Here is a 22,990-nt window from a genome sequence, read left to right as displayed (position 1 = left end):
CTTCCAACCCCACCGCTCACGCGGCCCCGGGAAGCAGGACGGGGCCTGTTTCCCTGTCCCATTAAGGAAATCAAGACAAGGGACAAGACAATGACAACCACACAGACCGATCGTATCCGAGAACTGAATGACATATTTCGTTCAACCTGGCTCACGGGTACGGTGCTGATGACCTCGGGTATCAAAAACCTGCCTGACGCGATCCAATCACGCATCGCAGAGTCCGTGCAGAGATTTGACGCCTTCACACCTGATAATGATCCCCACGGCGAGCATGACTTCGGCGCGGTGACCATCGAGGGGTATAAGGTCTTCTGGAAAATCGACTACTACGACCGGACCCTGCAATACGGTTCAGAAGACCCGGCTAATCCCGCCATCACCAAGCGGGTACTTACGATCATGCTGGCAGAGGAATATTAAACCTAAAAGGACGGAATGCGCAGATGTCTGCGCCTTCCTCTCATCAGCCTGTTAGGCAGACCGCGCAGCTTCGTTCCAGAACGGTGTCGGGAAAATATCCAGAGGCGTCGCCCCACAATCCGTGCAGTGCCACAGGTTTTTAGCTATAGCGCGACCATCGTGCACGCCGTCACAATGGAGGCAATGCCACTCGGCCGACAATCCACGCCCGAGGGGATGGGCCGCCCGGCGCTCCCGATCAGGCATAGTTGAGCGGCGAGGCCAATCTGCCGCGACGGCCGCATACATGCGCTTGGCACGCATCTTCAGCAGTCGGGTGGCTCGCTCGATAAAAGCAGGATCGAGAGCCTCAACGGTTTTCACCCTACCGCCCAGCCGTTTGAGTTGCGGTTTCGCTGAAGGTGCCTGGTCGAGGCTGATTTCCCAGCCTTGCGAGCCGAAAGCAACCTCGAATTCGTCACCGGCTAGATAGAATTTCTGGCCGTCGAGTTCGCCGTGAAGCTCATCGGCTTCCATAGGTTTTGTATCCTCAGGAACCCAGCGGGTAAAAATAAGTGCGTCACCGTACACGCTGAGGTCGATTGGGTCAGCGTTTTCAGAAAGGAGATTCGGCAGATTATCCATTTGCGCGGGCGTGGGCCGCCATCCCAGCTTATAGGCTTCGGCAAGTCCGCGCCAATGAGGCTGCCCCAATGCGACAGCTACTAGTTCTAAGGCACTAATGTGTTTGATAGAACGCTCCCGTGCCAGCCTCTTGGCGGCAATTTTAAGCGTATTGAGGGCGTCGATGGCCATGATAATCCATTCCTTGTTGTAACGGAATCCAACCGGGTGCCCACTGCCGACTGGACCCGTCCGAAGGAACGGTGTCAGTCTTGATCTATAAAACGCACTGCAAGGCTTCGCGTGATGGGCACACCGGCCTGTGCGTCAGGCCAAGTACATCCTGCCCGTGCGGTAAATCTGAGTCAATAGGTGGTCAAAACCCCGTCGCCGCGCCGTCAGGAATGTGTAGGATTAAATCGTGTCGCGTGGTATAAGAGGGTAGAAACGAAAGTGACGAACATGCGAACCACTCAATCTCTGAGCATTACCCTGCCGATCGAAATGGTCAAGGCAAAGGTCGCGTCCGGGGAGTACGCCACCGAAAGCGAAGTTATTCGCGACGGTCTCCGTACTCTGGCCGCACGAGATGCCGCTGTCGAGCGCTGGCTGCGAGATGAGGTTGCTCCAGCTTACGACGCCCACAAAGCGAAACCTGCCCGTGCCGTCCCACTCAACGAAGGCATGGCCAATGTACGTGCGCGCATCGCCAAGGGTGAAGGCCGCGATTGAATGAAGTGCGCCTCACAACACGCTTCCCAAGTCGTGTTGAATCACCCAGACAAGAGAGGAGAGCAATCTGGAGGCGACATATCAGCTGAGAATGTTCTATTTTTGTTCCAGACATGATATCTTCAGCGAATGAAACGATCGAACACGAAAACTTTCCGTAGCGTCTTGCCTGATGTATCAAGTTTACCGATAAAAATCGCATATCAGAATCAGAAACCCGTTGTTGGAAATCACATGAAAACTGCGAAGGTAGTCCGCCAGGCACCGCTCTGTATCAACGAGAGCATGATTTTCGAGGGTGACGCCCTAACCGTTCTGCAACGCCTACCGGATCAACATGCACAGTGCATTGTAACTTCTCCGCCATACTGGGGCCTAAGAGATTACAATATCGATGACCAGATTGGGTTAGAGCCTACCCTCCCCCAATTCATAAATAGCTTGGTCACTGTGTTCCGCGAAGCCCGGCGAGTATTACGTGATGATGGTATACTGTGGCTTAATATTGGAGACGGCTTCACTAGCGGCAACCGAGGTTGGCGAGCTCCTGACAAGAAAAATCCAGCACGCGCTATGTCGGTACGGCCAAATACACCCGATGGACTGAAGCCGAAAGACTTGATGGGTATTCCGTGGCGCCTTGCATTTGCGTTGCAGGACGACGGCTGGTATTTGCGAGCCGACATTATCTGGAACAAACCGAATGCCATGCCGGAAAGTGTGAAAGACCGGCCGACCCGAGCACATGAATATCTGTTTATGTTTTCCAAACAGGAGCAATATTTTTACGACCGCGATGCGGTGAAAGAGCTAAATGGCCGTAACATCAGATCTGTCTGGAACGTTAACACGACTCCTTTTCCCGGCGCACACTTCGCAACTTTCCCACAAAAACTCATAGAGCCTTGCCTGAAGGCATCCACGCGAACAAATGACTTCGTCCTTGATCCCTTTTTTGGATCAGGTACGGTCGGACTAGCTGCGGAGCAACTCGGTCGAAACTACATCGGAATCGAGCTTAATCCAGACTACGTTACTATCGCTGCAAATAGACTCGAAACCTCCTCTGAAGCTGTCGTGCGGGTGGCAGCATGATTCCTGCACCAGATTTGCAAATTGAATTCGCGGCCAACCTTGCAGAGGTTCGTCACTTGATGCTCCAAGAGGCTCTGCAAGAGACCGTTAGAACGCTGGATATTCGAGCCCTTGATGCAGAATTGGCTAAATACACACCCAGTCACAGCTTACAGCAGTTGGCAGGCTTCAGCTTGCGTGGCGAGTTGATATTCCCCGTCCCATTGGTGCTTAGGGCTAACCCACGTCTGTTAGGTTACTATCGTCTTCTTTACGGCTACAGCCAGAAAGCTTTCTATGTTCCCGATATCGCGGGAAAGTTTGCGAGTATGGAAATCAGAGGAACATTGCGTGGTGAGATCGATCGCGAACTAGAGGCTTTCTGTGAAGAGATGTGTGATGCAGGTGCCCAACTCCTAACCGGCATTTTGGCGCAGCCTGTCACGCTTGCTCTTCTCAATGATCTGACGATATTAACACTTGGCCCTCAGTGGCGTGGCGGAGCTAATAATCGTAAGGGCACAGCGGGCATTATTAAAGTCTTCAATGCGATACGCGATATTGTTCAAAATCATTTGGTAACCGCCGATGCACGCCGTATGACTGTCCGTAACGCGGCCGGACGAACCGTTCTCATTGAATTTGCTTCCGACCCCGACATTGTCATCCGCGAAGAAATGCGGACCGACAGCTACCGGAATATAGTCGCGATCGAAGTGAAAGGTGGGGAAGATTTTTCCAACATTCACAATCGCATTGGTGAAGCTGAGAAGAGTCATCAAAAAGCAAAAGCGAATAAATATGTAGAGTGCTGGACTGTCGTCAACGTGGATCGGGTCGACATGGAGATAGCAGCCCAAGAGTCTCCATCGACAAATCGCTTCTACCGAATTTCCAGCCTGGCACAGGCCGAAGGGGAAGAGTATGAGGAGTTCTGTGACTTAGTGGTAGCGATGACCGGCATCCCTACTGCCATTTAGAAAATCACATTTCCGTGACGAAAAGAACCATTTTTATCTAAACAAAAAAACTCGCACGCACATTTTTACGCACACTCGAAATTTTATTCGAAATAATGATTTAAATACAATTACTTACAAATAGACCGACCTGACTTTTAATCAGTAGGTCCAGGGTTCGAATCCCTGCGCTCTCACCACCTCAAATTCATTTTCCCAATAATTTACAAAATCTTGCCAATACCGATAGCCAAGCACTGCCGTGACTTGAAAATCTCCGCCAGCAGTTTCACAGCGCAGAAATAACCGCGCCTACCCCACAGTTGGTTTCCAATATCAGCCCCTAAGACGAAACCCGATCATCCAGCCCGCGCGGACAGCCATGACATCCGCGCTACCGATACGCATACACATACCGCGCAATATTGTCATAGAAGCTCGAGAGATAGGCCGGAATCCGTTTAATACGGGCGAACTTGCTGCCGCGATATTCCGCCCGGGTGCCGACCAGCGTGTCCGGGTCGCCGAACGGCAGGAAGTCCCTGTCAGTGACATAGACTTTCGTGCCATAGCCCCAGCCGCATTCCAGGGCGCGGTCGAAAGGCAGCGTCATCACCCTTGCCGTTTTGAGAAACTGCTCCGCCCCGCCCCGCGAGATGATGTAGCAGGCGGATGATCCCTGCGGACCGTAGATGCAGCGGCCAAGCGTATCGCCAAGCGCGCTGGTTTTCCGGCCCTTGAAACCGCTGCGGCGGTGATTGGTCAGTTTGACGACGGCGTTTTCCGGCATTACCGCAACCATTGCCTTGACCCGTTCGGAAAACTCCGGCGTGAAGGCAACATCATCCTCGACGATCACAGCCACCGGCGCATCGGTGGCAAGGAATATCTCCAGTGCCTTTATATGGCTGGCATAGCAGCCATATTCACCGGCGAGCGCATGGCGGCCATTGCGCAGCTCGAAACCGCTCCGGTCGAAATCTGCCCACTCGGCGGGTGGAACAGTCTTGCCATCGACACCTTCCACCGGGCGCAGATCCAGCTCAAGGCCGGCAGCGCCCTCCAGCATCTTCTCAAGCCGCGCCCGCGCCCGGGCAATGGAAATGATGTAGATGGGGAAAGTGGAAATCGGCAGCATTCAGAACACACCATGCGCATGAAGACGGGAGACCGTCTCCTACAGCAAGGCGCGTGCGGCGTCCATTCGGACACCAAAACGCGCGATCTCATCAGGCGGAATACCGGGATTTCGGCGACAGGAGGTTTCAGACCCGAAACACAGGCAGTCGCTGGTTTTTACTTGCGCGCGGCGGTGCGACGGCAGCGCCAGTTCCAGTCTCTCGGCTCGCCCGTGTCCATATGAACCGATTCGGTGTGGCAATAGGTGCCGACGCCACCGCGTTCAGGCAGGGAACGCAGATAGGTGGCAAGCTCCCACTTGGAGACGCCCTTGATCTGAATATCGGCGGCATCGCAAGTATAATGCTTGGAACCCTGCCTCACGCCCTTTGGCGGACGATAGCCCGAAGTGACGATCGCCGGGCTGTTATAATGCCGCTCGACATCCTTGATCATGCGGACCAGTTCCGGCTTGAAGCAGCCAACTTCGACGCGATCCGTCTGCAGGAAAAGACCATTCGGAGAAACACGGGTCAGGCCGGAAAGCGACGCCAGCTTCATGAGGCCGGTCGGCTGGTCATCCTCATCTTCGAGATGCGCATCGTCGAATTCCTCCGACATCATCGAACGGCCGGAAAGCGCGATGCCCATTGTCGGGTCCGACCCGCCGGGCAGTGACGCAACCTCGGTCGTCGCGGCCGAGCCGCTCTCGATCATTTTCGGCAGCCGTTTTTTGGCGGCGCCGGCGAAAAATGCCGCAAGCGTTACACCCGTGCCTTCGCTTTCCTGTTTCTCGCCTGCGGGCACAGCGTTTGCCGCAGGTTGCGCAGCGGCGGCGGCTGCAAGCTGCTGCGGCGGGGGTGTAGGAACAGGCTCGCGGTTTTCGCTGTGCTGTTCCGCCACCGGCACCGGAACTGGCGCGGAGACAGGCTGAGGCTGGAGTTGCGGCTGCGCCGGTGCTGAATAAACGCTGCTGACGGCGGGAATGATCTTCTGCGATGGGGTAGCGGCAGCGGAACCATCTGCCGCTACGGAAGGGGTTGCCGCGCGGGCGGTGGAATAGATGCTGGATGTGCCGGCGGAAATTGCCGTTGGCTGCGTCGTCAGCCCGCCAATATCGGCGGCGGCACCATAAACCTGCGCCGGGCCACCCGGTGTCTGCGGCTGGGCCGGCACGGCGCCACCGGATGCCGATGCAACGGCGGGATCCACATAATGCCCCGGCTGGGCACCGGCCGCGGGTGCCGCGACGGCCGCTGCGGCCGTCTGCGTGCGCTGTTGCCCGGCGATTTCCGGCTTCTTGGTGTTGGCGGCCATCTCATCATCCGTCACCGCCGAAACGCAGCCGGAAAGCCCGAGCAGCGAAACCGCAATAACGAGACGCTGACAGGAAACGCGTCCTTTCGCGCCCTCGACAGTTTTCATGGATGGCCTCCGTATCTTGCATTTCCAACAGCAGCACGGGAACGGGCGCGTGTGCTTTCCCCAAACGGGACGGGCCGTTTCGATTCGCGGACTATGCCTCATCCCGTCAGGACAAGGCAAGAGCACCCGAAAACGCCGCTATTGGCCGGGAAAATCCCTTACCAGGAACCGGTATTCTGCATAGATATCCACGGTTCGGCTGGTGCGAGGCTTTCGCCCTTCTGCAGAATCTCGAAAGAAATACCGTCAGGCGAACGAACGAAGGCCATGTGCCCATCACGCGGCGGCCGGTTGATCACGACGCCATTCTGCTGCAGCCTGGCGCAGAAGTCGTAGATATTGTCGACCTCGTAAGCCAGATGGCCGAAATTGCGGCCGCCGGTGTAATCCTCGGTATCCCAATTATAGGTGAGTTCGAGGCTCGGCGCCTTTTTTTCCTTGGCCACAGCAATGTCATCACGCGCGGCAAGAAAAACCAGAGTGAATCGGCCTTTTTCGTTTTCGATTCGGCGTATTTCTTCGAGACCCATGAGGTCGCAATAGAATTTCATTGATTCGCCAAGGTCTTTGACACGAACCATTGTGTGCAGATACCGCATTTTCTTCCTCTCCAATACACGGGTCCGGAGCCGTTAAACGCATGATCGCAAGCCCCGGACAAGGACGGCGACATAAAAGCAGCTGCGCAAATCAAAAACTAGGGCTTGCGTGGAACCGTTACCAAGATGTTAATCTGGTACACAGGAATCAGTTGACCGGTGTATGGCGCGTAATCGAGGGGTTGGCAGGATATGGCTGATAGGATGTCATCGAAGACGATAGTCGATGTCGAGGACCTTTCGGGCGATGCCGTGGACCTGACCGAAATTACCGGCGTCGTGAAATGGTTCGACGTCGCCAAGGGTTTCGGCTTCATCGTGCCTGATAACGGCACGCAGGATGTGCTGCTGCACGTCTCCTGCCTGCGCCGCGACGGATACCAGACCATTCTCGAAGGCACCCGCATCGTCGCCCTCATCCAGCGGCGCGACCGCGGCTTCCAGGCTTTCCGCATCCTGTCGATGGATCAATCGACCGCCGTTCACCCCTCGCAGCTGCCGCCGGTGCGCACCCATGTGCAGGTCACACCCTCAAGCGGGCTGGAGCGCGCCATCGTCAAGTGGTTCAACCGCACCAAGGGTTTCGGCTTCCTGACGCGCGGCGAAGGAACGGAAGACATTTTTGTGCATATGGAAACGCTGCGTCGTTTCGGCCTGACGGAACTGCGCCCGGGCCAGGTGGTGCTGGTGCGTTTCGGCGATGGCGACAAAGGTTTGATGGCGGCGGAAATCCACCCCGACAATCCGGTTTCAGTCGGGATGTCGCACTGATGGCCGGCTTGGTGCCTAAAATAATGAAGGGCGCCGTCATGGCGCTTCTTTTTTTCTCGCTCGCAGGCGCCGTTCAGGCCCAGCAACAGACTTTCACAACCGAGCCGCTGACCATCGAAGCCACGTCAGGGAAAACCCACGAATTCACGGCGGAGCTGGCACTTAGCAATGCCCAGCGCGAACAGGGACTGATGTTCCGCAAAGCCATGCCGCTTGAAAGCGGCATGCTGTTCGATTTCGGCCAGGAACGCGACGTGGCCATGTGGATGCGCAACACGCTCATCCCGCTCGACATGCTGTTCATCGCCCGCGATGGGCGTATCACCCATATTCACGAAAATGCAGTTCCGCATTCGGAAGCAATCATCAGCTCCCGTGGTCCGGTTAAATTTGTGCTTGAACTGAATGGCGGCACCGCAAAGCGCTATGGCATCAAGCCGGGCGATATGGTCCGCAGCGGACAAATCGGCAACCGGAAATAACGTTGCCGCGTTATTGCATCTGAATGATGCCGGACGATGTTTCGCCCGGCTGGTGCAACGTTCAGTAAACCGGCTCGATATGGCTCAGAATCCGGCAATTGGAGATGGAAGCAGCAAGATTGATGGCGATATCGATCGCCTCGACCGAATCAGCCGTGCCTTCCAGATAGATCACATCGTTTTCAACGGTTGCGGAAATACGCGACTTTTCGAGACCTGATTCGAAGGCAAGAGCAGAGGTGATCGCCTGGCAAACGCCTGCCATGCGGTCTCCGAAGAAGCTTTCCTGAATGCCTGACAAATTGAACATGTGCGTTCTCCTTCTTATGGACTTTACAACGCGCCAGTAGCGGTTTTGTTCATCTCCGGTTCATCATTCCGTTCATCTTCCATTCATCTTGCAAAATTGGAACCCCCCAATCGATCACATTTTAGGTGATCGGGAACCATTTCGTGAGGCGGGCATTACGCGCATGGGAGTGAAAACCGCCATGAAGGCGCTGAAAACAGGGAGGAATGACATGCTGATTAACAGGACGGAGCCGTGTCACCACGCCTCGTGGATGAAGCCCGTTGCCATTCATCTGCCGCTGTGCGTAGCCGTGGAAATCTACAGCCCGCTGGTGGCGCTGGACATGCTGATGTACCGCTGGCCGGAAGAACATGGGCCGGAATATGAAGAAGCGCGCAGAAACTGTCTCGATGCGATCGCCGGCAGATGCGACATCGAAAAAGCCCGGGAATCGTTTCTCGTCGCAAGCAGTCACGCACATATTCTGAACATCCACTAAAGTTCATGCCATGGTGACGATTGGGCCCTTCTCAACGAAGGGCTTTTCTTTGCGGCGCGCCGGATGCTTAAGCGCCTTTCCCCACGCCATGCAGCCTGCCCGCGCGCCGATGATGACATGTAACTGTCACCTAAACGTTATAATCGGCAAAGACGAATTCCATGGAATCGGTTGGCGGGTGAACCGCCGGAAGCTAGGGAGTGGAACTGGCCAGCATGGAAACTGTCTTTGCTCTTTGCGCAATTCTGCTGCTTGCCTTCAATCTTCTCGGCATTGGTCTGGCCGGCTGGCGCCTGAGGCGGCGCGACACGGAAAACGCACTTGTGCGACAAAAGCCACCCGTCTCGATCGTGGTGCCCCTGCGCGGTGTCGAAAACTTCACGTCGCTGACGCTGTCGCGGGCGTTTGAACTCGACTGGCCGGATTATGAATTGCTGTTTTGCATCGCCGATGAATTCGATCCGGTGATCGAGGAGGTGCGCCGGACGAGCGCCGCCTTCCCGGCGATCTCGGCGCAGGTGCTGCTCGGCGACGACCGTATCAGCGCCAATCCGAAGCTGAACAATTGCGTCAAGGGCTGGCGCGCCGCCCGGCATGAATGGGTCATCCTTGCCGATTCGAACGTGCTGATGCCGAAATCCTACATAGCGACCATGATGTCGGCCTGGCGGCCGGATAGCGGGCTGGTCTGCTCGCCGCCGCTTGGCTCACGTCCGGCAGGCTTTTGGGCACATGTGGAATGCGCTTTCCTCAATGGCTCGCAGGGCCGCTGGCAATATGCGGCGGAAGCGATCGGCATCGGTTTCGCACAGGGCAAGTCGATGTTGTGGAACAAGCCATTCCTGGAAGACCATGGCGGCATCCGCGCACTCGCTGCCGAAATCGCCGAAGACGCCGCCTCGACCAAACTGGTCAGAAACGCCGGCCGCAACGTGCATCTGGTCTCACCGCCTTTCGAGCAGCCGCTCGGCCAGCGCCACCCCAGTGAAATCTGGTCGCGCCAGACCCGCTGGGCGCGACTGAGGCGCGTGACATTCCCGCAATATTTCGCCCCGGAAATTCTGACCGGCGCCCTTCCCCCGCTCCTCCTTGCGCTCGCTGCCGCTGCGATGATGGACATAAACCTCGCCATCACCGCTTTTGCCGTGCCTGCCATCATGTATGTGCCGGAACTGGTGCTCGCAGCCCTCAATGGCTGGCCGCTATCCCTCTATACGCTGCCTGCCATGATCGCCCGGGATATGATCATGCCCGTCGTCTGGACCCGCAGCTGGATCGGCAGCGCGGTTGCCTGGCGCGGCAATGTCATGACGATCGGCACGGCAGAAAGCACATTGGCCGGGCCATCCGCAGACTGAAAAGAATCATGTTTAAAGGGGTTACGCCGGAAAGCTGATGTTCTGCTTTAAAATGGTCGGAGTGGAGAGATTCGAACTCCCGACCCTCTGGTCCCAAACCAGATGCGCTACCAGACTGCGCTACACTCCGCCGAGGCGATGGCTGGGGAATACACGGTTCACCTGAAGTCCGCAACAGGGAAATTCATCTTTGTTCAGCCATTGTCTTGATCGGCGGAGCACGGTGCTGATGCGAGATGATCACCGCGGGAAAGCGAGGGGATATTCATCTTGACTCTCAGGGTAAGTCAGTCCATTCCAAATTCAGCGTTCCTGACACGATTTGGTTATTCTATTCAGGTACGTGAAGAATAATCCGGGGTGCCACACCCCACCGCCCAACCGGAGCAGTTTCGACATGTCTGCGAAGATTTACCGCCCTGCAAAAACCGCCATGCAATCCGGCACGGCGAAGACCAATGTCTGGGTCCTGGAATTCGACGCCGAAGTTCCCCGCAAGATCGACCCGATCATGGGCTACACTTCCAGTTCCGACATGAAGCAGCAGGTCAAGCTGACATTCGAGACGCAGGAGCAGGCCGAAGCCTATGCGCAGCGCAAGGGCATCGAATACCGCGTCATCCTGCCGAAGGAAGCGACCCGCAAGGTGGTTTCCTACACCGACAATTTCCGTTTCAACCGCACCCAGCCCTGGACGCACTGAAACACGATCATTTTGATATTTCTGCCGGAACATCTTTGCCCGGCATGACGGCCCCTTAGCTCAACTGGATAGAGCAACTGCCTTCTAAGCAGTAGGTCGCAGGTTCGAGTCCTGCAGGGGTCGCCAATCTTTTCAAGCACTTAGCGGCATTTCCTGAATCACCAGTTTGCAGTTTTCTGGCGCAGTTTGCAGAATTCGTTCTGCGAGCGTTCTCGTGGTGCAACTTATGCGATGGCAGATTGACGGAGCCTGAAACAGGGCGTTTGAAGCAGCTGTTAAACTTAAGGTTGCTCGACGCTTGATTTTTTCGCTAACATGCGTGATTACCCCTTCGTTCATTTTGGGGGCAAAATATGAATTTAAGAGACTTCACCTACACAATAAAGAGGATCAGGCGTTGCGTCATTCGTACATGGAATAAACTGTCTTTATTTTCTAGGTCGTTGATCCTCTTAATTTCAAAATCTCTTGTCGCATCTTTTATTCTTGGCCAGCTGACGCCCATAGCTACAGCATATTATGCCATGAGCTTAGGCTTTCGCGTCCCCATAGAGGGAGTACAGTATGTCTCAGCAGCCATGGCCACTCTTACTTTTCTAGGTTTTCTCGCGACCGGCCTATGCATGTTGTACTTCGTTGTAAATCTAAGACAAGCCGCCTTTGTTATTCGGATTTCATCTTACCTTACAAAGAAAATACCATGGCTACCAGAATCAGTAGCACTACCAATTGAGCAGATTTTGAGCGCTCGAGAAGCTTGGCTTGCTCTCATAACGTCTGCGATTGTTTGTACCGTTTTATTTGTCTACGTTTATTCCTATACAACGGACGATCCGAACTACATCCTTGCCGCAGCATTTATATTAATCTGCTCTTCAATCGTGATAGTAGCTCTCGCTGTATTTGCTAACTTGGCGTCTTTTTTTCAGTTCCAAGTTGGTCTTTCGGCGGTAGTCCTGCTTGTTTCCATCGTATGCCTCTTCAACGTTGGCCTCTATGGAAGCTTCCTAAGGGTAATCCGATACGGCGGTGGCATTGAGTATGAGGTGCAACTTACACAGTCTACTACGCCCGCGCTTGTGCGTGGTTTCCTGCTAATACAAAATGACCAAATGGTCGTTCTAATGAGCGCTGACAAAACGAGTGTCATCGAAATCCCCACCCGCTTGATTGAGACAAGACGGACCCCAATCTCGCCTGAATGGCAACTGCCTACTGGTACACTCGCTGGTCAAGCACGTTATCTGCGTTTTCCGTGAAAATGTTTCGCCGTAGTTCTCGGTGCCAAACTCTGGAAATTCTAACGAGTGGAGGCTGTTTAGGCCGTTTGCGAAAATATTGTTTCTGAGACTAGATTACTTTCCAGGCGCTCGTTGAAAGCGTCCCTCGATCCGTTGTTCAAGATAATCCGATCAACCTCACCACACCCAGCCTCGCTCTCATGGCTGCCGGCAATCCCGCCACGGCCGACTAGGCGCCAGACAACGCCGCCAAGCTTGCGCACCTCGTCGGCCTCATTGGGGAATCGGCAGTCGTCAACAACGACGCGGCCGCCAAAAGCAAGCACGCCGTCTACGCGTGAGCGCCAGAGATTGGTCCAGAAGTCCTCACCCATGCACTTGCGGCCCCATTCTGTGCCGAGCGTTTGCATGGCATGCCTTGGCGTGTGCCCCGACAACATCGCAAGCTCGGTCTCCTTGTGCGCGCCCTCGATGTGACCCTCACCCAGACCAATCGCCCGCAGCATGTCTTTCAACGGCCCAGCGAACTTTACCAGCTGGTAGCCATGCTTCTCGACAAGGTACTTGCTGGCCGTGCTCTTACCGCCGCCAGCAAGACCGGTGAGAGCGATGACGGGTGGCAGGGTGGCTGTGCTGGCCTTCCCGATCGCCGCGCCGAGTGCGCGCAGCTCGGCAGGAACGTTATCATTCGCCGGTACGGCTTCTAAGCAGTAGGTCGCAGGTTCGAGTCCTGCAGGGGTCGCCACCGCTTCTCACATCATCCATGAATGACTGGTTTGGGTCCGATCGCAGCGCGCGATCAGTCTGCGTTAGTATCGCGGCTATTCTTCATGTTTCTCCATTTCACGAGATAACCGAAACCCGGTCCGATCAGCATGCCGCCGATAACCCACTCGGCGAGCGTCAAGGGTCGCTCATCAGGGTCGTGGCCTGTCACATAGAGGAAGAGGAAAAACACGACCACGCCGCTGATCAGGAGGGTGATCGGAAAAAGCACACTGTCGCGAAAACCTTTCATACATTCCATCTCCCTTGGCCGTGTTGATTGGGCGGTATTGTACCATAGCTGTCGCCGCGGTGCTCGCTGTCCTGATATGAGGTATTGCACCGGTGTATTACGTAACTTATGTTGTTACGATAGACGCAAAAAAGGAGTTGTCGCTGTGGGTACATTTGATGGAAGGCAGGCTGATTATATCGAAGGAGCTAGACGCAACGTTCCAGGGCTCGATGGACTTCATCGCATGGCAGGACTGCTTTTGGCCGAACGGGTGCCCCAGGACGGGCGAGTGCTCGTGGTCGGTGCGGGTGGTGGCCTTGAGCTAAAAGCACTGTCTGAACAGCAGTCAGGTTGGAAATTTGATGGTGTCGATCCGTCATCGGACATGCTTGCATTGGCACAAAAAACGATTGGAAACCTTAGTGAGCGCATAGCTCTTCACAATGGCAACATCTCTGTTGCACCCGCTGGGCCTTTCGATGGTGCAGTATGTCTGCTCGTATTCCACCATATCTCGCCCGAGGATAGGAAGGTCACGCTTGATGGCATTCGCCAGCGTCTACGACCGGGCTCGCCGTTCGTGCTAGCTCACGTCAGTTTCCCATTGAGTGAACCAGCTTACTCAACCTGGATCGAACGGCATGTCAAATTTGGCGCTTCTTCACAGATGGACGCCGATAGACATAACGCAGCTAAGATAGGGATGAGAAAAGCCTTCATAAGGTCACCGGAAGAAGAGCGAGAATATCTGCAGGAAGCAGGTTTCACGAGCATCACACAATTTTATCAAGCAATCAGTTTCCGCGGCTGGGTAGCCTACGCATGAGCGAACATAATTTCTTGCAAATGATATCCGTTCAGGGCCACACAGCGACTAGCGTGCTATGGTCCGATTGCCTGGCGGAGGCGACGCGGTGGGAGAAGTGGCGGAGGCTTTGGTATGGACACCGCCGTACTGCGTAATTGATGCCTGCCTTAATCGTTATGCAAAAGGAAGCCGGCTACCCCTCCTGAGATGAGCTAAACCCTCTGCAATGGCCGCTTCGTGTATGAAGGTTATGACCGCTATGGGCCAATAGCCGGCAACAGAACCAGCGACGCCACCCCTAGGTCCAAATCGTCTCCAGAGACACCCGTCTTGCCCGTCTTGAATACTTACGCCGTCCATTCCGCCCCAAGCAGGAGCGCCAACGCCGGCCTTATGCCCTACCCCTGCCCCATCAGCGTGAAATACCCCCACGCCGCCACAAAAAACGCGATGACAACCACAATCGTCAGCGTCGTTTTCGCTTTCGGCCCCAGCGGTTCGCGCGGTTTTTTCGGCGGCACCGGTTTGCGGAACTTCACCACATTGTCGTTCATTCTATCATCGTCCTGAATGTCGCTGCTGAAGCCTCAGCCGTATCGCTGGCATCGGCCTTTCCGGAATTATCTCTAACAGACCAGAACTATCATAAATATTACCAAGTTTTCACTTCACCCTTTGGGCAAGCTATGTCACTTCCCACAATCAGAGGAATACAAATAGCAATGGACCGAGCGGAAAACACGGGGTGGCGACAATCCCCTGTGGTGTTTTGAATTTTGCAGGTGACAAGAATGAATGACGCCAACAGCCAAGGCCGCGACACGGAAAACAGCCAGCCCGATCTGCGGGAGATTCTGGGCACGAACAGATCCGGCAGGAAGAAGAAATCGCGTCGGTATCTTTATGCCGTGGCTGCCATCGTGCTGATCGGCGGCGGTCTCGGTTATTATTACCAGTCGCGTGCCGCAGGCGTCGCCTACAACTATGTCACGGAACCGGCAAAACAGGGTGATCTTTCCGTCATCGTCACCTCCACCGGCTCGGTCCAGCCAACCGATCAGGTCGATATATCGAGCGAATTGTCCGGCACGGTCCGCAAGGTCAACGTCACATACAATACCCCGGTAAAGTCCGGCGATATTCTGGCCGAGCTCGACACCAACAAGCTCGAAGCTGACGTGCAGAGCGCCCGCGCCAAGCTTGCCTCCGCCAAGGCCAGCGTGCTGAAGGCGCGCGCCGATCTCGGTTCGGCGAAAACCTCCATGGAGCGGCTGAGATCGCTGGTGCAGAACCGGGTCTCCAGCCAGCAGGATCTGGATGCGGCCCAGTTCAGCCACGATGCCGCCGCCGCCACGCTTGACGTCAACGAGGCGACAGTGCTTTCAGCGGAAGCGGATCTGAGGCTCGCCGAGGTCAATCTCGGCAAGGCCAAGATCGTTTCGCCCATCGATGGCGTCATCCTCACCCGCAGCGTCGATCCCGGCGCCACCGTTGCCTCCTCGCTGAATGCCCCGGTGTTGTTCACCATCGCCGGCGATCTGCGTCACATGGAACTGCAGGTCTCGGTCGATGAGGCCGATGTCGGCAAGGTCGAGACCGGGCAGAAAGCGACATTCAATGTCGATGCCTATCCCGATCGCAGTTTCCCGGCCGAAATTGAGACCGTGCGTTTCGCCTCGGAAACCGTATCCAATGTCGTGACCTACAAGGGCATATTGACCGTCGATAATGAGGAACTGCTGCTGCGCCCGGGCATGACTGCGACCGCCAATATCATTGTCGAGGAAATCAAGGACACGCTGCTGGTGCCGAATTCGGCGCTCCGTTATACGCCGCCGCGCGAATCCGCCTCGCGTAGTGGCGGGTTGATGAGCCTGTTCCGCCCGCCCCGCATGGGCCGGTCGCAGAACCGCGATGCGGGTCAGGCCGCGACGGGCAAAAGAACGGTGTGGGTGCTGCGCAACAACAATCCCGTCTCCGTCTCCATCGAAACCGGTTCCACTGACGGCCAGCACACCGTGGTCAAATCGGGCGAGTTGAAAGCCGATGATCAGGTGATTACCGACGCAACGGCCCGCAACGCCGGCTGACGGAGGAAGAGCTGATGCAAAAGCCGCCGCTCATCGAATTCCGTAACGTCGTCAAGCAATATGGCCGCGGCGAAGCAACCATTCGCGCGCTCGACGGCGTCAGCCTGTCGATCCACGAGAAGGAATTCGTCGCCATCATGGGCCCATCCGGCTCGGGCAAATCCACGTCGATGAACATCATCGGCTGTCTGGATGTGCCAACGGCTGGCGAATATCTGTTTCAGGGCGTGCCGACCAGCGGCTTCGACAATGAGCACCTGACGCTGCTGCGCCGCCACATGCTGGGTTTCGTGTTTCAGGGCTTCAACCTTCTGTCACGCACCTCGGCGGTGGAAAATGTTGAGCTGCCGTTGGTCTATCGCGGCATGAAGGCGTCTGAACGGCGCGCCCGCGCCATGGAGGCACTGGCACAGGTGGGTTTGAAGGGCCGCGAGGATCACACCACGCAGGAGCTTTCCGGCGGCCAGCAGCAGCGTGTGGCCATTGCACGGGCCATCGTCACCCGCCCTGCCCTGTTGCTGGCCGACGAGCCGACCGGTAACCTCGACACGAAGACCAGCAACGAGATCATGGACCTCATCACAGCGCTCAATCGCGACCGGGGCATCACGGTCGTCATGGTCACGCATGAAGAGGATATCGCCGCCCATGCGGGGCGCCTGCTGCGCTTTGTTGACGGACATCTCGCCTCCGACAGTGCCGCGGAAAAAAAGGAGAGCTCCGATGTTCTTTGAAACGTCGCGTCTGGCGCTGCGCGCCATCAGCCGCAACCTCCTGCGCTCCTTCCTCACCGTGCTCGGCGTCGTCATTGGTGTGGCCGCCGTCATCGCCATGGTCACCATCGGCAACGGCACCACGGAACAGGTGAAATCGGAACTGTCGCGGCTCGGCACCAACATGCTGTTCGTGCGCCCCGGCCAATTTGGCCCCGGCCGTGCCAGCACCGAGGCGAAGCGCTTCGACGACCGCGATGTCGAGGCCATCCGCAACCAGATATCAGGCATTCGCGCCGTCGCACCGCAAAACCGCAGCTCAGCCGCGACGGTGATTTTCGGCGGCAAGAACCACCAGACCAGCGTCATCGGCACCACCAACGACTATCTGATCGCGCAGGACTGGACCATCGCGCTCGGCCGCGACTTCCAGCCAGCCGAAGATCGCGGCGGCCAGATCGGCTGCATCATCGGCGAAACGGTGCGCCAGGAACTGTTCGGCGCGGAAAACCCGGTGGGACAGACGATCCGCGTCAGCAACATCTCCTGCCCCGTCATTGGCGTTCTCGCCAGAAAAGGTCAGTCCGGCCTCGGTGACGATCAGGACGACACCATCATCATGCCGCTGAAAATTCATCAGCGGCGCATCGGCGGCACCACCACCATCTCCTCGATCATGGTCTCGGCGCAGGACGGCGTTTCCACCGCCAAGGTGCAGAGCGACCTGCAGAACCTGCTGCGCGAGCGCCGCCGCATCAACATTGGCCGCGAGGATGATTTTACCGTCAACGACATGACGCAGATCGCCTCGGCCATGACCGGCACGACGACGCTGCTGACCGGTCTCTTAGGCGCGGTCGCCGCCGTCAGCCTTCTGGTCGGCGGCATCGGCATCATGAACATCATGCTGGTTTCGGTGACGGAACGCACCCGGGAGATCGGCATTCGTCTCGCCATCGGCGCGCTCGAAAAACAGGTGCTGACTCAGTTTCTGGTGGAAGCCGTCATGCTGTCGGCCTTCGGCGGCCTCGTCGGCATATTGACCGGCCTCGGCCTCGCTTATGCCGTCGTCGGTTATCTCAACGTGCCCTTCGTCACCAGCCCGTCAATCATCTTCCTTGCCTTTGCCTTTTCGGCGGCCATCGGCGTGATTTTCGGCTATTTCCCGGCGCGGCGGGCGGCAAGTTTAAGTCCGATCGAAGCATTGCGACATGAATGAAAGCCGGCGTTCAAACCGCAACCGGCTTTTTGTGAGAAGAAATCGCAACCTCCACGTCTTCCTGGTGGATTGACCCGATCCGCTCTAATCGCTCGCCGGGGAATGTGCACTATCCGCCCATTCTTCGAGCGCGCGCTCCACATCGTCCTGATAGGACGGCAGGTTTTCCTTTTCACTGATGACGCGGAGATACATTTCCACGGCATTCCGCTGCAAAGGGGTCAATAAGGAAAACGTCTCCTGGCATCCGCATAAATAGGGTGCGAATTCATGCCTGTAGTCGCCATCAAGATCAGCGATCATATAGGCAGGCAGATGAAATCGCATCCCTTCAGCATCAAGGAAGGCGGGGCTGCCGGAATGTCTGTTGAGGTCCTTCAGCGGGATCGCCGCCCAATCATTCTTCTCATCGCCAGCACGACATGCGCCGCGAACCTCATTGCTCGCGTACTCGTCAAGCGCCTGCGCCTCGGAGAGGCCGACGCCGCCACCCAAAGTGACACCCGCAAATGCCGCTCGCACCGTGGCTTTTGCATTCGCAATCATATCGGGTTCCGGCCTCATCACGTAGTCTGCCTGTTCAATGATGCGCTCCCCCACTGCCGTCGCCGTGCGCTGTCGGCCAGTCTCCACCCTCAGTCCGTTCGAGTGGCGGGCTATTCAACGCGTCACCCTTGGATGCCGCAGATCCCTTTGTCTCCTCCCAGTAAAACGCAAGGCAAACAATACCGGCAATCAGCGTCAGGCCAGCCACGACGCTGGCGACGATCACACCTATCGTCCAGATATCAATCGAGGCGCTGCTGATGTCCATCCCGGTCCACTCCCCACGATCAATCCTGCCGGCTGCCCGAAACGCCTTCCAACAGCATGGAAAGCTTGCGGTTTCGCATCTCCGCCAAACCTAGCAAAATATCCGACAAGCTCGCTGATAGTGCGTCAGGGCGCTAATCGGATACGTTCGCCCTCAAGTTTACCGGATGGAGTTTGGATGTTCAAATCGGTATCGGACAGCGCCGCTGCCGCAGACGGCGGTTCGCTCGCCCTCTTCGTCGAACGGATTGACGGACAGACGGAGCGGTTTATGATCGATCGCTCCCTCGCGTCACCCGACTATAACAAAGTCAGCTCAAGCCTTCGGTCACTTGCTGGGGAGGATTGCGGGACGATCGCTGCGGCTCTCGAGCCGCTGTTGATGACGACGCTATCGGTTCATCCACTGGCGGATTTTATCGAAGCTCTCAAACAGCAGTCGCGGGGCGCAGTTTGCGGAAAAACAATCTGAACCCTCTCATCCGTCATCCTCGGGCTTGACCCGAGGATCTACAAACGTCGCAAGCGATTTGACGAGGATGACGTCGCGTTTGTGGGAACGCTGTGTGCATAAGAATGGTCTGTCTCTCCATCGCAGAGATAGCGTAACCAATCAAACGCTGGCCTCTGCCTCACGCTGTTTCGCCAGCGCCGCCAGATCGGCGGGCTTCAGCTCAACCGATTCACCGCATCCGCAGGCGGATGTCTGGTTCGGATTGTTGAAGGTGAAACCAGAGCGCATCTTGGTCACTTCGAAATCCATCTGGGTGCCGAGCAGATAAAGCACGGCGGAAGGCTGAACCCAGACCCTGGCGCCTTCGAATTCGACCAGATCGTCTTTCGCATCCGGCTCGGTCACGAGGTCGATGGTATATTCCATGCCCGCGCAGCCGCCCTTCTTGATGCCGACGCGCACGCCCCTGGCGTCCGGGCCGGAACTTTCGACGATTGCTTTAACACGCGAGGCAGCAGCCCCGGTCATGGTCATGATCGCAAAGCCCATGGGCCCATTCTCCTTCGACAATCGAGTTCAAGGCTCGATGCTTATGGAATTCAATTTAAGTGCACCCGACAATGTCATCAAGAGATGACACCTGTCAAAATCGCGTCAGACTCAATACCAGCCGACGGCGACCTGCGCTTCTTCCGACATACGGTCCGGTGTCCACGGCGGATCGAATGTCATTTCGACGGTAACGCCGGAAACACCCTCGACAGCACCAACCGCGTTTTCCACCCAGCCCGGCATTTCACCGGCCACCGGGCAACCGGGTGCCGTCAGCGTCATGACGATCTTGACCATCCGGTCGTCTTCGATGTCGATCTTGTAGATCAGACCAAGTTCGAAAATATCGGCCGGAATTTCCGGGTCATAGACGGTTTTCAACGCCGAGATCACGTCGTCGCTGAGACGCGCCAGCTCGTCAGGCGGAATGGAAGACGGCTTTGCCGCTTCTTCGGTCGCATCGGGTGTCTTTGCAGTGGCTTCCGCAGTCATGGTCTGATCCTCAATCCTGATCTCTTTATGCCGATATCAGGCGAAAAATTTGCGCGCATAGTCCAGCGCCTCGACAAGAGAGTCTACTTCGGCGCGGGTATTGTAAAGGCCGAACGATGCCCGGCATGTGGAGGTGACGCCGAACCGTTTCAAGAGCGGCATGGCGCAATGGGTGCCGGCCCGCACGGCAACACCGCGCCGGTCAATCACCATCGAGACATCATGGGCATGGATGCCGGCAAGCTCGAAGGAGAAGATGCCACCTTTGTCAGGCGCATTGCCGATGATGCGCAGCGAATTGATTTCGCGCAGGCGCTCCGCGGCATAAGCGGCAAGATCGGCCTCGTGAGCAGCAATCGCGGCACGGCCGAGATTGTCCATGTAATCAAGCGCGTAACCGAGGCCGATCGCCTGCACGATGGGTGGCGTGCCAGCTTCGAAGCGGTGCGGCGGCTCGTTATAGGTGACATTGTCTTCGGAAACGTCGAGGATCATCTCGCCGCCGCCCTGGAACGGCCGCATCTCGCGCAGGCGATCGGCCTTGCCATAGAGCACGCCGATGCCCGAGGGACCGTAAAGCTTGTGGCCGGTCATGACATACCAGTCGCAATCGATATCGCGCACATCGACCGGCATGTGAACCGCGCCCTGCGAACCATCGATCAGCACCGGAATGCCGCGCTCATGGGCGATGCGGCAGATTTCCTTGACCGGCACGATGGTGCCGAGCGCATTCGACATATGGGTGATGGCAACGAGCTTGGTGCGCTCCGTCAGGCTCTTTTCGAAAGCCTCGATGTGGAACGCGCCGTCATCATCAACAGGCACCCAGACGAGCTTCGCGCCCTGCCGCTCGCGGATGAAATGCCACGGCACGATGTTGGAATGATGCTCCATGATCGAGATGACGATCTCGTCGCCCTCACCGATCTTGGGCATGCCGTAACCATAGGCAACCGTATTGATCGCCTCGGTGGAGGATTTGGTGAAGACGATCTCGTCCACCGAACCGGCGTTCAGGAACCGGCGCACCTTTTCGCGCGCCGCCTCATAGGCGTCGGTTGCGGCATTGGAGAGGAAATGCAGGCCGCGATGCACATTGGCATATTCGTTGGAATAAGCATGCGAAACGGCGTCGATCACCACCTGCGGTTTTTGAGCGGACGCGCCGTTGTCGAGATAGACCAGCGGCTTGCCATAGACCTCGCGCGACAGGATCGGGAAATCCCGGCGCACGGCTTCGATGTCATAAGGGGCCGCCACTGCGGCGCGTTCGCTCTCAGGCATGATGTTCCAGCCAGCCGGAGATGATCGTCTCCAGCGCCTCTACCAGATTTTCTTCTTCCAGTTCCTCGACGATCTCGGCGACGAAGGCGTTGACGAGCATCGCCCGCGCCTTTGCCCGCGGTACGCCGCGCGCCATCAGGTAGTAGAGATGGTTGTCGCTGATATCGGCAACCGTCGCACCATGGCCGCACTGAACGTCATCGGCGAAGATTTCCAGTTCCGGCTTTGCCGAAAACTCGCCATCGTCGGACATCAGCAGCGTATTGCAGGCCATTTTCGCGTCGGTCTTCTGGGCATCGGGCGCCACCCGGATCATGCCCTGGAAAATGCCCTTGGCACGGTCAAACACCACGTTGCGGAACACTTCCGTCGAGGTCGTGTTCGGCACGTTGTGGCCGAGAACCATCGTCACGTCGGTATGGGTTTCGCCACCCAAAAGGTTGACGCCGCGAACGATGAGGTCCGTGCCCTCGCCTTCCACGTCGATGCGCAGTTCCTGCCGCACCAACTTGCCGCCGGCATTGACAATGAACAGGCGGATCTTGGCATCCGTGCCGATTTTCATGCGCAGCTGGGCAAGATGGATATCGGCGGCACCCTGTTGCTGCAGGATGATCCAGGTCACTTCCGCGCCGTCTTCAACGACGATGTCGGTAACGGAGGAAACAAAGGCTGCATCCGAAGTCACCGAAAGGTGACGCTCGATGACGGTTGCCTTGGAACCCTTGCCGAAACGAACCGGGAAGCGGCTGTGAACCTGGCCTGCGCCATGGACCGCCTGCAATTCGATCGGCTTTTCGATATCGGCATCGGCAGGGATATCGAGCACCAGACCATCACGCACGAAGCTGCCGTTGATGCGGCCGATCGCGTCATCCTTGCTGGCTTCCGCAAGGCCTGCGGCCGCGGAACCGTCAGCCAGGCTTTCGGCAAAGCGCGACACGCGGATGTCTTCGATCTTGCCGATATCGGCCGTGCCGTGCTGCATATAGGCAACCAGAGAGCCGGCAACCGTCGGCGCCTGCTTCTCGATGACAGGCGCGGGCCGGTCTTCCGGAACGGCACGCAACAGGCTCTTCAGATCGGTATAGTGCCACGCCTCGATGCGGCGGGTCGGAAGACCACCGGTCTTCAGATCATCAAACAGCACGTCGCGGGCAGCGACAACGGCACCGTCACCGGGCAATTCGCTGAACTTGGCGGTATAGGCATCGACCAGCGCGGTTTCCGCTGGCGTCAGCCGGTTGGTAGCTTGAATGTTCATGGACATCACCTCCTGGCC

29 protein-coding genes and 2 tRNA genes are annotated in these 22,990 nt (G+C 56.9%); 16 read left to right on the top strand and 15 right to left on the bottom strand.

What is annotated here, in order from left to right:
* Positions 1-90: 90 nt before the first annotated feature.
* Positions 91-423, top strand: coding sequence for a DUF3768 domain-containing protein (locus tag M0412_RS03800; protein WP_269699779.1), 333 nt, complete (start codon positions 91-93; stop codon positions 421-423).
* A 51-nt stretch (positions 424-474) separates the two neighbouring features.
* Here M0412_RS03800 and M0412_RS03795 read toward each other — a convergent pair whose 3' ends face one another.
* Positions 475-1,218, bottom strand: a complete 744-nt coding sequence (locus tag M0412_RS03795) for a hypothetical protein (RefSeq protein WP_269699780.1) — start codon at positions 1,216-1,218, stop codon at positions 475-477.
* A 270-nt stretch (positions 1,219-1,488) separates the two neighbouring features.
* Between M0412_RS03795 and M0412_RS03790 the strand changes: the two genes are divergently transcribed.
* The 3 genes from M0412_RS03790 (at position 1,489) to M0412_RS03780 (ending at position 3,812) form a co-directional block, all read left to right on the top strand.
* A complete protein-coding gene (locus M0412_RS03790) occupies positions 1,489-1,758 on the top strand; it encodes a type II toxin-antitoxin system ParD family antitoxin (protein WP_269699781.1) in 270 nt (89 codons plus the stop codon).
* Positions 1,759-1,992: 234 nt separating this feature from the next.
* Positions 1,993-2,853 carry a site-specific DNA-methyltransferase gene (locus M0412_RS03785; RefSeq protein WP_269699782.1) on the top strand — a complete coding sequence of 287 codons (861 nt, stop codon included), beginning with the start codon at positions 1,993-1,995 and terminating at the stop codon, positions 2,851-2,853.
* On the top strand, positions 2,850-3,812 hold the full coding sequence (locus tag M0412_RS03780; protein ID WP_269699783.1) for an XcyI family restriction endonuclease: 963 nt from the start codon (positions 2,850-2,852) through the stop codon (positions 3,810-3,812). Before M0412_RS03785 ends, M0412_RS03780 begins: the two co-directional genes overlap by 4 nt.
* A 373-nt stretch (positions 3,813-4,185) precedes the next feature.
* On the opposite strand, the gene M0412_RS03775 is transcribed toward M0412_RS03780, so the two are convergent.
* From M0412_RS03775 to M0412_RS03765, 3 genes are all read right to left on the bottom strand, one after another.
* Complete coding sequence (locus tag M0412_RS03775) at positions 4,186-4,929, bottom strand: glycosyltransferase family 25 protein (RefSeq protein ID WP_269699784.1); 744 nt, start codon at positions 4,927-4,929, stop codon at positions 4,186-4,188.
* Positions 4,930-5,087: 158 nt separating this feature from the next.
* Positions 5,088-6,335, bottom strand: a complete 1,248-nt coding sequence (locus M0412_RS03770) for a YcbK family protein (protein WP_269699785.1) — start codon at positions 6,333-6,335, stop codon at positions 5,088-5,090.
* 158 nt (positions 6,336-6,493) lie between these two features.
* The gene (locus M0412_RS03765; protein WP_142840089.1) at positions 6,494-6,934 is read right to left on the bottom strand and encodes a VOC family protein; all 441 of its coding nucleotides are present in this window, start codon (positions 6,932-6,934) and stop codon (positions 6,494-6,496) included.
* Positions 6,935-7,126: 192 nt separating this feature from the next.
* On the opposite strand from M0412_RS03765, the gene M0412_RS03760 reads away from it, so the two are divergent.
* Both M0412_RS03760 and M0412_RS03755 read left to right on the top strand, forming a co-directional pair.
* The gene (locus M0412_RS03760; RefSeq protein WP_046798259.1) at positions 7,127-7,705 is read left to right on the top strand and encodes a cold-shock protein; all 579 of its coding nucleotides are present in this window, start codon (positions 7,127-7,129) and stop codon (positions 7,703-7,705) included.
* A gap of 38 nt (positions 7,706-7,743) precedes the next feature.
* On the top strand, positions 7,744-8,187 hold the full coding sequence (locus tag M0412_RS03755) for a DUF192 domain-containing protein (RefSeq protein WP_371338065.1): 444 nt from the start codon (positions 7,744-7,746) through the stop codon (positions 8,185-8,187).
* A 61-nt stretch (positions 8,188-8,248) separates the two neighbouring features.
* Here M0412_RS03755 and M0412_RS03750 read toward each other — a convergent pair whose 3' ends face one another.
* Positions 8,249-8,497: a BON domain-containing protein gene (locus M0412_RS03750; RefSeq protein WP_003522642.1), complete on the bottom strand. Its 249-nt coding sequence runs from the start codon at positions 8,495-8,497 to the stop codon at positions 8,249-8,251.
* Positions 8,498-8,708: 211 nt separating this feature from the next.
* On the opposite strand from M0412_RS03750, the gene M0412_RS03745 reads away from it, so the two are divergent.
* Positions 8,709-8,978, top strand: a complete 270-nt coding sequence (locus tag M0412_RS03745; RefSeq protein ID WP_035224285.1) for a DUF982 domain-containing protein — start codon at positions 8,709-8,711, stop codon at positions 8,976-8,978.
* Between the two features lie 215 nt (positions 8,979-9,193).
* Positions 9,194-10,336, top strand: a complete 1,143-nt coding sequence (locus tag M0412_RS03740) for a ceramide glucosyltransferase (protein ID WP_269699787.1) — start codon at positions 9,194-9,196, stop codon at positions 10,334-10,336.
* 53 nt (positions 10,337-10,389) lie between these two features.
* On the opposite strand, the gene M0412_RS03735 is transcribed toward M0412_RS03740, so the two are convergent.
* Positions 10,390-10,466, bottom strand: a tRNA-Pro gene (locus M0412_RS03735).
* Positions 10,467-10,733: 267 nt separating this feature from the next.
* On the opposite strand from M0412_RS03735, the gene M0412_RS03730 reads away from it, so the two are divergent.
* From M0412_RS03730 to M0412_RS03720, 3 genes are all read left to right on the top strand, one after another.
* Positions 10,734-11,039 (top strand): ETC complex I subunit, encoded by a 306-nt coding sequence (locus M0412_RS03730; RefSeq protein ID WP_010971882.1) that lies wholly within the window; start codon positions 10,734-10,736, stop codon positions 11,037-11,039.
* Positions 11,040-11,088: 49 nt separating this feature from the next.
* Positions 11,089-11,165: transfer RNA gene (locus M0412_RS03725), tRNA-Arg, on the top strand.
* A 227-nt stretch (positions 11,166-11,392) separates the two neighbouring features.
* The gene (locus tag M0412_RS03720; RefSeq protein WP_142840092.1) at positions 11,393-12,298 is read left to right on the top strand and encodes a hypothetical protein; all 906 of its coding nucleotides are present in this window, start codon (positions 11,393-11,395) and stop codon (positions 12,296-12,298) included.
* 59 nt (positions 12,299-12,357) lie between these two features.
* On the opposite strand, the gene M0412_RS03715 is transcribed toward M0412_RS03720, so the two are convergent.
* Both M0412_RS03715 and M0412_RS03710 read right to left on the bottom strand, forming a co-directional pair.
* On the bottom strand, positions 12,358-13,026 hold the full coding sequence (locus M0412_RS03715) for a deoxynucleotide monophosphate kinase (protein ID WP_269699788.1): 669 nt from the start codon (positions 13,024-13,026) through the stop codon (positions 12,358-12,360).
* 53 nt (positions 13,027-13,079) lie between these two features.
* Entirely contained in the window at positions 13,080-13,298 is a 219-nt protein-coding gene (locus M0412_RS03710) for a hypothetical protein (protein WP_142840093.1), read from the bottom strand.
* Between the two features lie 145 nt (positions 13,299-13,443).
* Here M0412_RS03710 and M0412_RS03705 point away from each other — a divergent pair, with 145 nt between their 5' ends.
* Complete coding sequence (locus M0412_RS03705) at positions 13,444-14,106, top strand: class I SAM-dependent methyltransferase (protein WP_309546931.1); 663 nt, start codon at positions 13,444-13,446, stop codon at positions 14,104-14,106.
* Between the two features lie 380 nt (positions 14,107-14,486).
* Here M0412_RS03705 and M0412_RS03700 read toward each other — a convergent pair whose 3' ends face one another.
* Positions 14,487-14,642: a hypothetical protein gene (locus tag M0412_RS03700; protein WP_142840094.1), complete on the bottom strand. Its 156-nt coding sequence runs from the start codon at positions 14,640-14,642 to the stop codon at positions 14,487-14,489.
* A gap of 237 nt (positions 14,643-14,879) precedes the next feature.
* Between M0412_RS03700 and M0412_RS03695 the strand changes: the two genes are divergently transcribed.
* The 3 genes from M0412_RS03695 to M0412_RS03685 are packed head-to-tail and all read left to right on the top strand — an operon-like array spanning position 14,880 to position 18,110.
* Positions 14,880-16,178 (top strand): efflux RND transporter periplasmic adaptor subunit, encoded by a 1,299-nt coding sequence (locus M0412_RS03695; protein WP_142840095.1) that lies wholly within the window; start codon positions 14,880-14,882, stop codon positions 16,176-16,178.
* A 14-nt stretch (positions 16,179-16,192) separates the two neighbouring features.
* Positions 16,193-16,912 (top strand): ABC transporter ATP-binding protein, encoded by a 720-nt coding sequence (locus M0412_RS03690; protein WP_142840096.1) that lies wholly within the window; start codon positions 16,193-16,195, stop codon positions 16,910-16,912.
* Entirely contained in the window at positions 16,902-18,110 is a 1,209-nt protein-coding gene (locus tag M0412_RS03685) for an ABC transporter permease (RefSeq protein ID WP_142840097.1), read from the top strand. The genes M0412_RS03690 and M0412_RS03685 overlap by 11 nt, the downstream gene beginning before the upstream one ends.
* A gap of 84 nt (positions 18,111-18,194) precedes the next feature.
* Here M0412_RS03685 and M0412_RS03680 read toward each other — a convergent pair whose 3' ends face one another.
* Both M0412_RS03680 and M0412_RS03675 read right to left on the bottom strand, forming a co-directional pair.
* On the bottom strand, positions 18,195-18,710 hold the full coding sequence (locus tag M0412_RS03680; protein WP_237681372.1) for a DUF6714 family protein: 516 nt from the start codon (positions 18,708-18,710) through the stop codon (positions 18,195-18,197).
* A complete protein-coding gene (locus M0412_RS03675; RefSeq protein ID WP_269699789.1) occupies positions 18,691-18,924 on the bottom strand; it encodes a hypothetical protein in 234 nt (77 codons plus the stop codon). The genes M0412_RS03680 and M0412_RS03675 overlap by 20 nt, the downstream gene beginning before the upstream one ends.
* A gap of 177 nt (positions 18,925-19,101) precedes the next feature.
* Between M0412_RS03675 and M0412_RS03670 the strand changes: the two genes are divergently transcribed.
* Positions 19,102-19,395 carry a hypothetical protein gene (locus M0412_RS03670; RefSeq protein ID WP_269699790.1) on the top strand — a complete coding sequence of 98 codons (294 nt, stop codon included), beginning with the start codon at positions 19,102-19,104 and terminating at the stop codon, positions 19,393-19,395.
* 141 nt (positions 19,396-19,536) lie between these two features.
* Here the strand turns inward: M0412_RS03670 and sufA are convergent, their stop codons facing one another.
* The 4 genes from sufA to sufD form a co-directional block, all read right to left on the bottom strand.
* Positions 19,537-19,926, bottom strand: a complete 390-nt coding sequence (sufA, locus tag M0412_RS03665) for a Fe-S cluster assembly scaffold SufA (RefSeq protein WP_137084618.1) — start codon at positions 19,924-19,926, stop codon at positions 19,537-19,539.
* 111 nt (positions 19,927-20,037) lie between these two features.
* Complete coding sequence (locus M0412_RS03660) at positions 20,038-20,421, bottom strand: SUF system Fe-S cluster assembly protein (RefSeq protein ID WP_065115927.1); 384 nt, start codon at positions 20,419-20,421, stop codon at positions 20,038-20,040.
* 36 nt (positions 20,422-20,457) lie between these two features.
* Positions 20,458-21,708 (bottom strand): cysteine desulfurase, encoded by a 1,251-nt coding sequence (locus tag M0412_RS03655; RefSeq protein ID WP_269699791.1) that lies wholly within the window; start codon positions 21,706-21,708, stop codon positions 20,458-20,460.
* Positions 21,701-22,972: a Fe-S cluster assembly protein SufD gene (sufD, locus tag M0412_RS03650; protein ID WP_269699792.1), complete on the bottom strand. Its 1,272-nt coding sequence runs from the start codon at positions 22,970-22,972 to the stop codon at positions 21,701-21,703. Before sufD ends, M0412_RS03655 begins: the two co-directional genes overlap by 8 nt.
* Between the last annotated feature and the right edge of the window lie 18 nt (positions 22,973-22,990).

The organism is Agrobacterium sp. O3.4, assembly GCF_041414895.1.
GTDB classification, from domain to species: Bacteria; Pseudomonadota; Alphaproteobacteria; order Rhizobiales; family Rhizobiaceae; genus Agrobacterium; species Agrobacterium cucumeris.
This window is presented reverse-complemented; position numbering and strand designations above follow the sequence as displayed.

Bases quoted from the DNA above. Each gene is read 5' to 3' on its own strand.
- M0412_RS03685 (WP_142840097.1), top strand. From the start codon at position 16,902: ATGTTCTTTGAAACGTCGCGTCTGGCGCTGCGCGCCATCAGCCGCAAC.
- M0412_RS03760 (WP_046798259.1), top strand. From the start codon at position 7,127: ATGGCTGATAGGATGTCATCGAAGACGATAGTCGATGTCGAGGACCTT.
- M0412_RS03780 (WP_269699783.1), top strand. From the start codon at position 2,850: ATGATTCCTGCACCAGATTTGCAAATTGAATTCGCGGCCAACCTTGCA.
- M0412_RS03695 (WP_142840095.1), top strand. From the start codon at position 14,880: ATGAATGACGCCAACAGCCAAGGCCGCGACACGGAAAACAGCCAGCCC.
- M0412_RS03720 (WP_142840092.1), top strand. From the start codon at position 11,393: ATGAATTTAAGAGACTTCACCTACACAATAAAGAGGATCAGGCGTTGC.
- M0412_RS03730 (WP_010971882.1), top strand. From the start codon at position 10,734: ATGTCTGCGAAGATTTACCGCCCTGCAAAAACCGCCATGCAATCCGGC.
- M0412_RS03795 (WP_269699780.1), bottom strand. From the start codon at position 1,218: ATGGCCATCGACGCCCTCAATACGCTTAAAATTGCCGCCAAGAGGCTG.
- M0412_RS03750 (WP_003522642.1), bottom strand. From the start codon at position 8,497: ATGTTCAATTTGTCAGGCATTCAGGAAAGCTTCTTCGGAGACCGCATG.
- M0412_RS03745 (WP_035224285.1), top strand. From the start codon at position 8,709: ATGCTGATTAACAGGACGGAGCCGTGTCACCACGCCTCGTGGATGAAG.
- M0412_RS03740 (WP_269699787.1), top strand. From the start codon at position 9,194: ATGGAAACTGTCTTTGCTCTTTGCGCAATTCTGCTGCTTGCCTTCAAT.
- M0412_RS03800 (WP_269699779.1), top strand. From the start codon at position 91: ATGACAACCACACAGACCGATCGTATCCGAGAACTGAATGACATATTT.
- sufA (WP_137084618.1), bottom strand. From the start codon at position 19,926: ATGGGCTTTGCGATCATGACCATGACCGGGGCTGCTGCCTCGCGTGTT.
- M0412_RS03790 (WP_269699781.1), top strand. From the start codon at position 1,489: ATGCGAACCACTCAATCTCTGAGCATTACCCTGCCGATCGAAATGGTC.
- M0412_RS03755 (WP_371338065.1), top strand. From the start codon at position 7,744: ATGGCGCTTCTTTTTTTCTCGCTCGCAGGCGCCGTTCAGGCCCAGCAA.
- M0412_RS03770 (WP_269699785.1), bottom strand. From the start codon at position 6,335: ATGAAAACTGTCGAGGGCGCGAAAGGACGCGTTTCCTGTCAGCGTCTC.
- sufD (WP_269699792.1), bottom strand. From the start codon at position 22,972: ATGAACATTCAAGCTACCAACCGGCTGACGCCAGCGGAAACCGCGCTG.
- M0412_RS03785 (WP_269699782.1), top strand. From the start codon at position 1,993: ATGAAAACTGCGAAGGTAGTCCGCCAGGCACCGCTCTGTATCAACGAG.
- M0412_RS03660 (WP_065115927.1), bottom strand. From the start codon at position 20,421: ATGACTGCGGAAGCCACTGCAAAGACACCCGATGCGACCGAAGAAGCG.
- M0412_RS03775 (WP_269699784.1), bottom strand. From the start codon at position 4,929: ATGCTGCCGATTTCCACTTTCCCCATCTACATCATTTCCATTGCCCGG.
- M0412_RS03675 (WP_269699789.1), bottom strand. From the start codon at position 18,924: ATGGACATCAGCAGCGCCTCGATTGATATCTGGACGATAGGTGTGATC.
- M0412_RS03700 (WP_142840094.1), bottom strand. From the start codon at position 14,642: ATGAACGACAATGTGGTGAAGTTCCGCAAACCGGTGCCGCCGAAAAAA.
- M0412_RS03670 (WP_269699790.1), top strand. From the start codon at position 19,102: ATGTTCAAATCGGTATCGGACAGCGCCGCTGCCGCAGACGGCGGTTCG.
- M0412_RS03765 (WP_142840089.1), bottom strand. From the start codon at position 6,934: ATGCGGTATCTGCACACAATGGTTCGTGTCAAAGACCTTGGCGAATCA.
- M0412_RS03710 (WP_142840093.1), bottom strand. From the start codon at position 13,298: ATGAAAGGTTTTCGCGACAGTGTGCTTTTTCCGATCACCCTCCTGATC.
- M0412_RS03655 (WP_269699791.1), bottom strand. From the start codon at position 21,708: ATGCCTGAGAGCGAACGCGCCGCAGTGGCGGCCCCTTATGACATCGAA.
- M0412_RS03690 (WP_142840096.1), top strand. From the start codon at position 16,193: ATGCAAAAGCCGCCGCTCATCGAATTCCGTAACGTCGTCAAGCAATAT.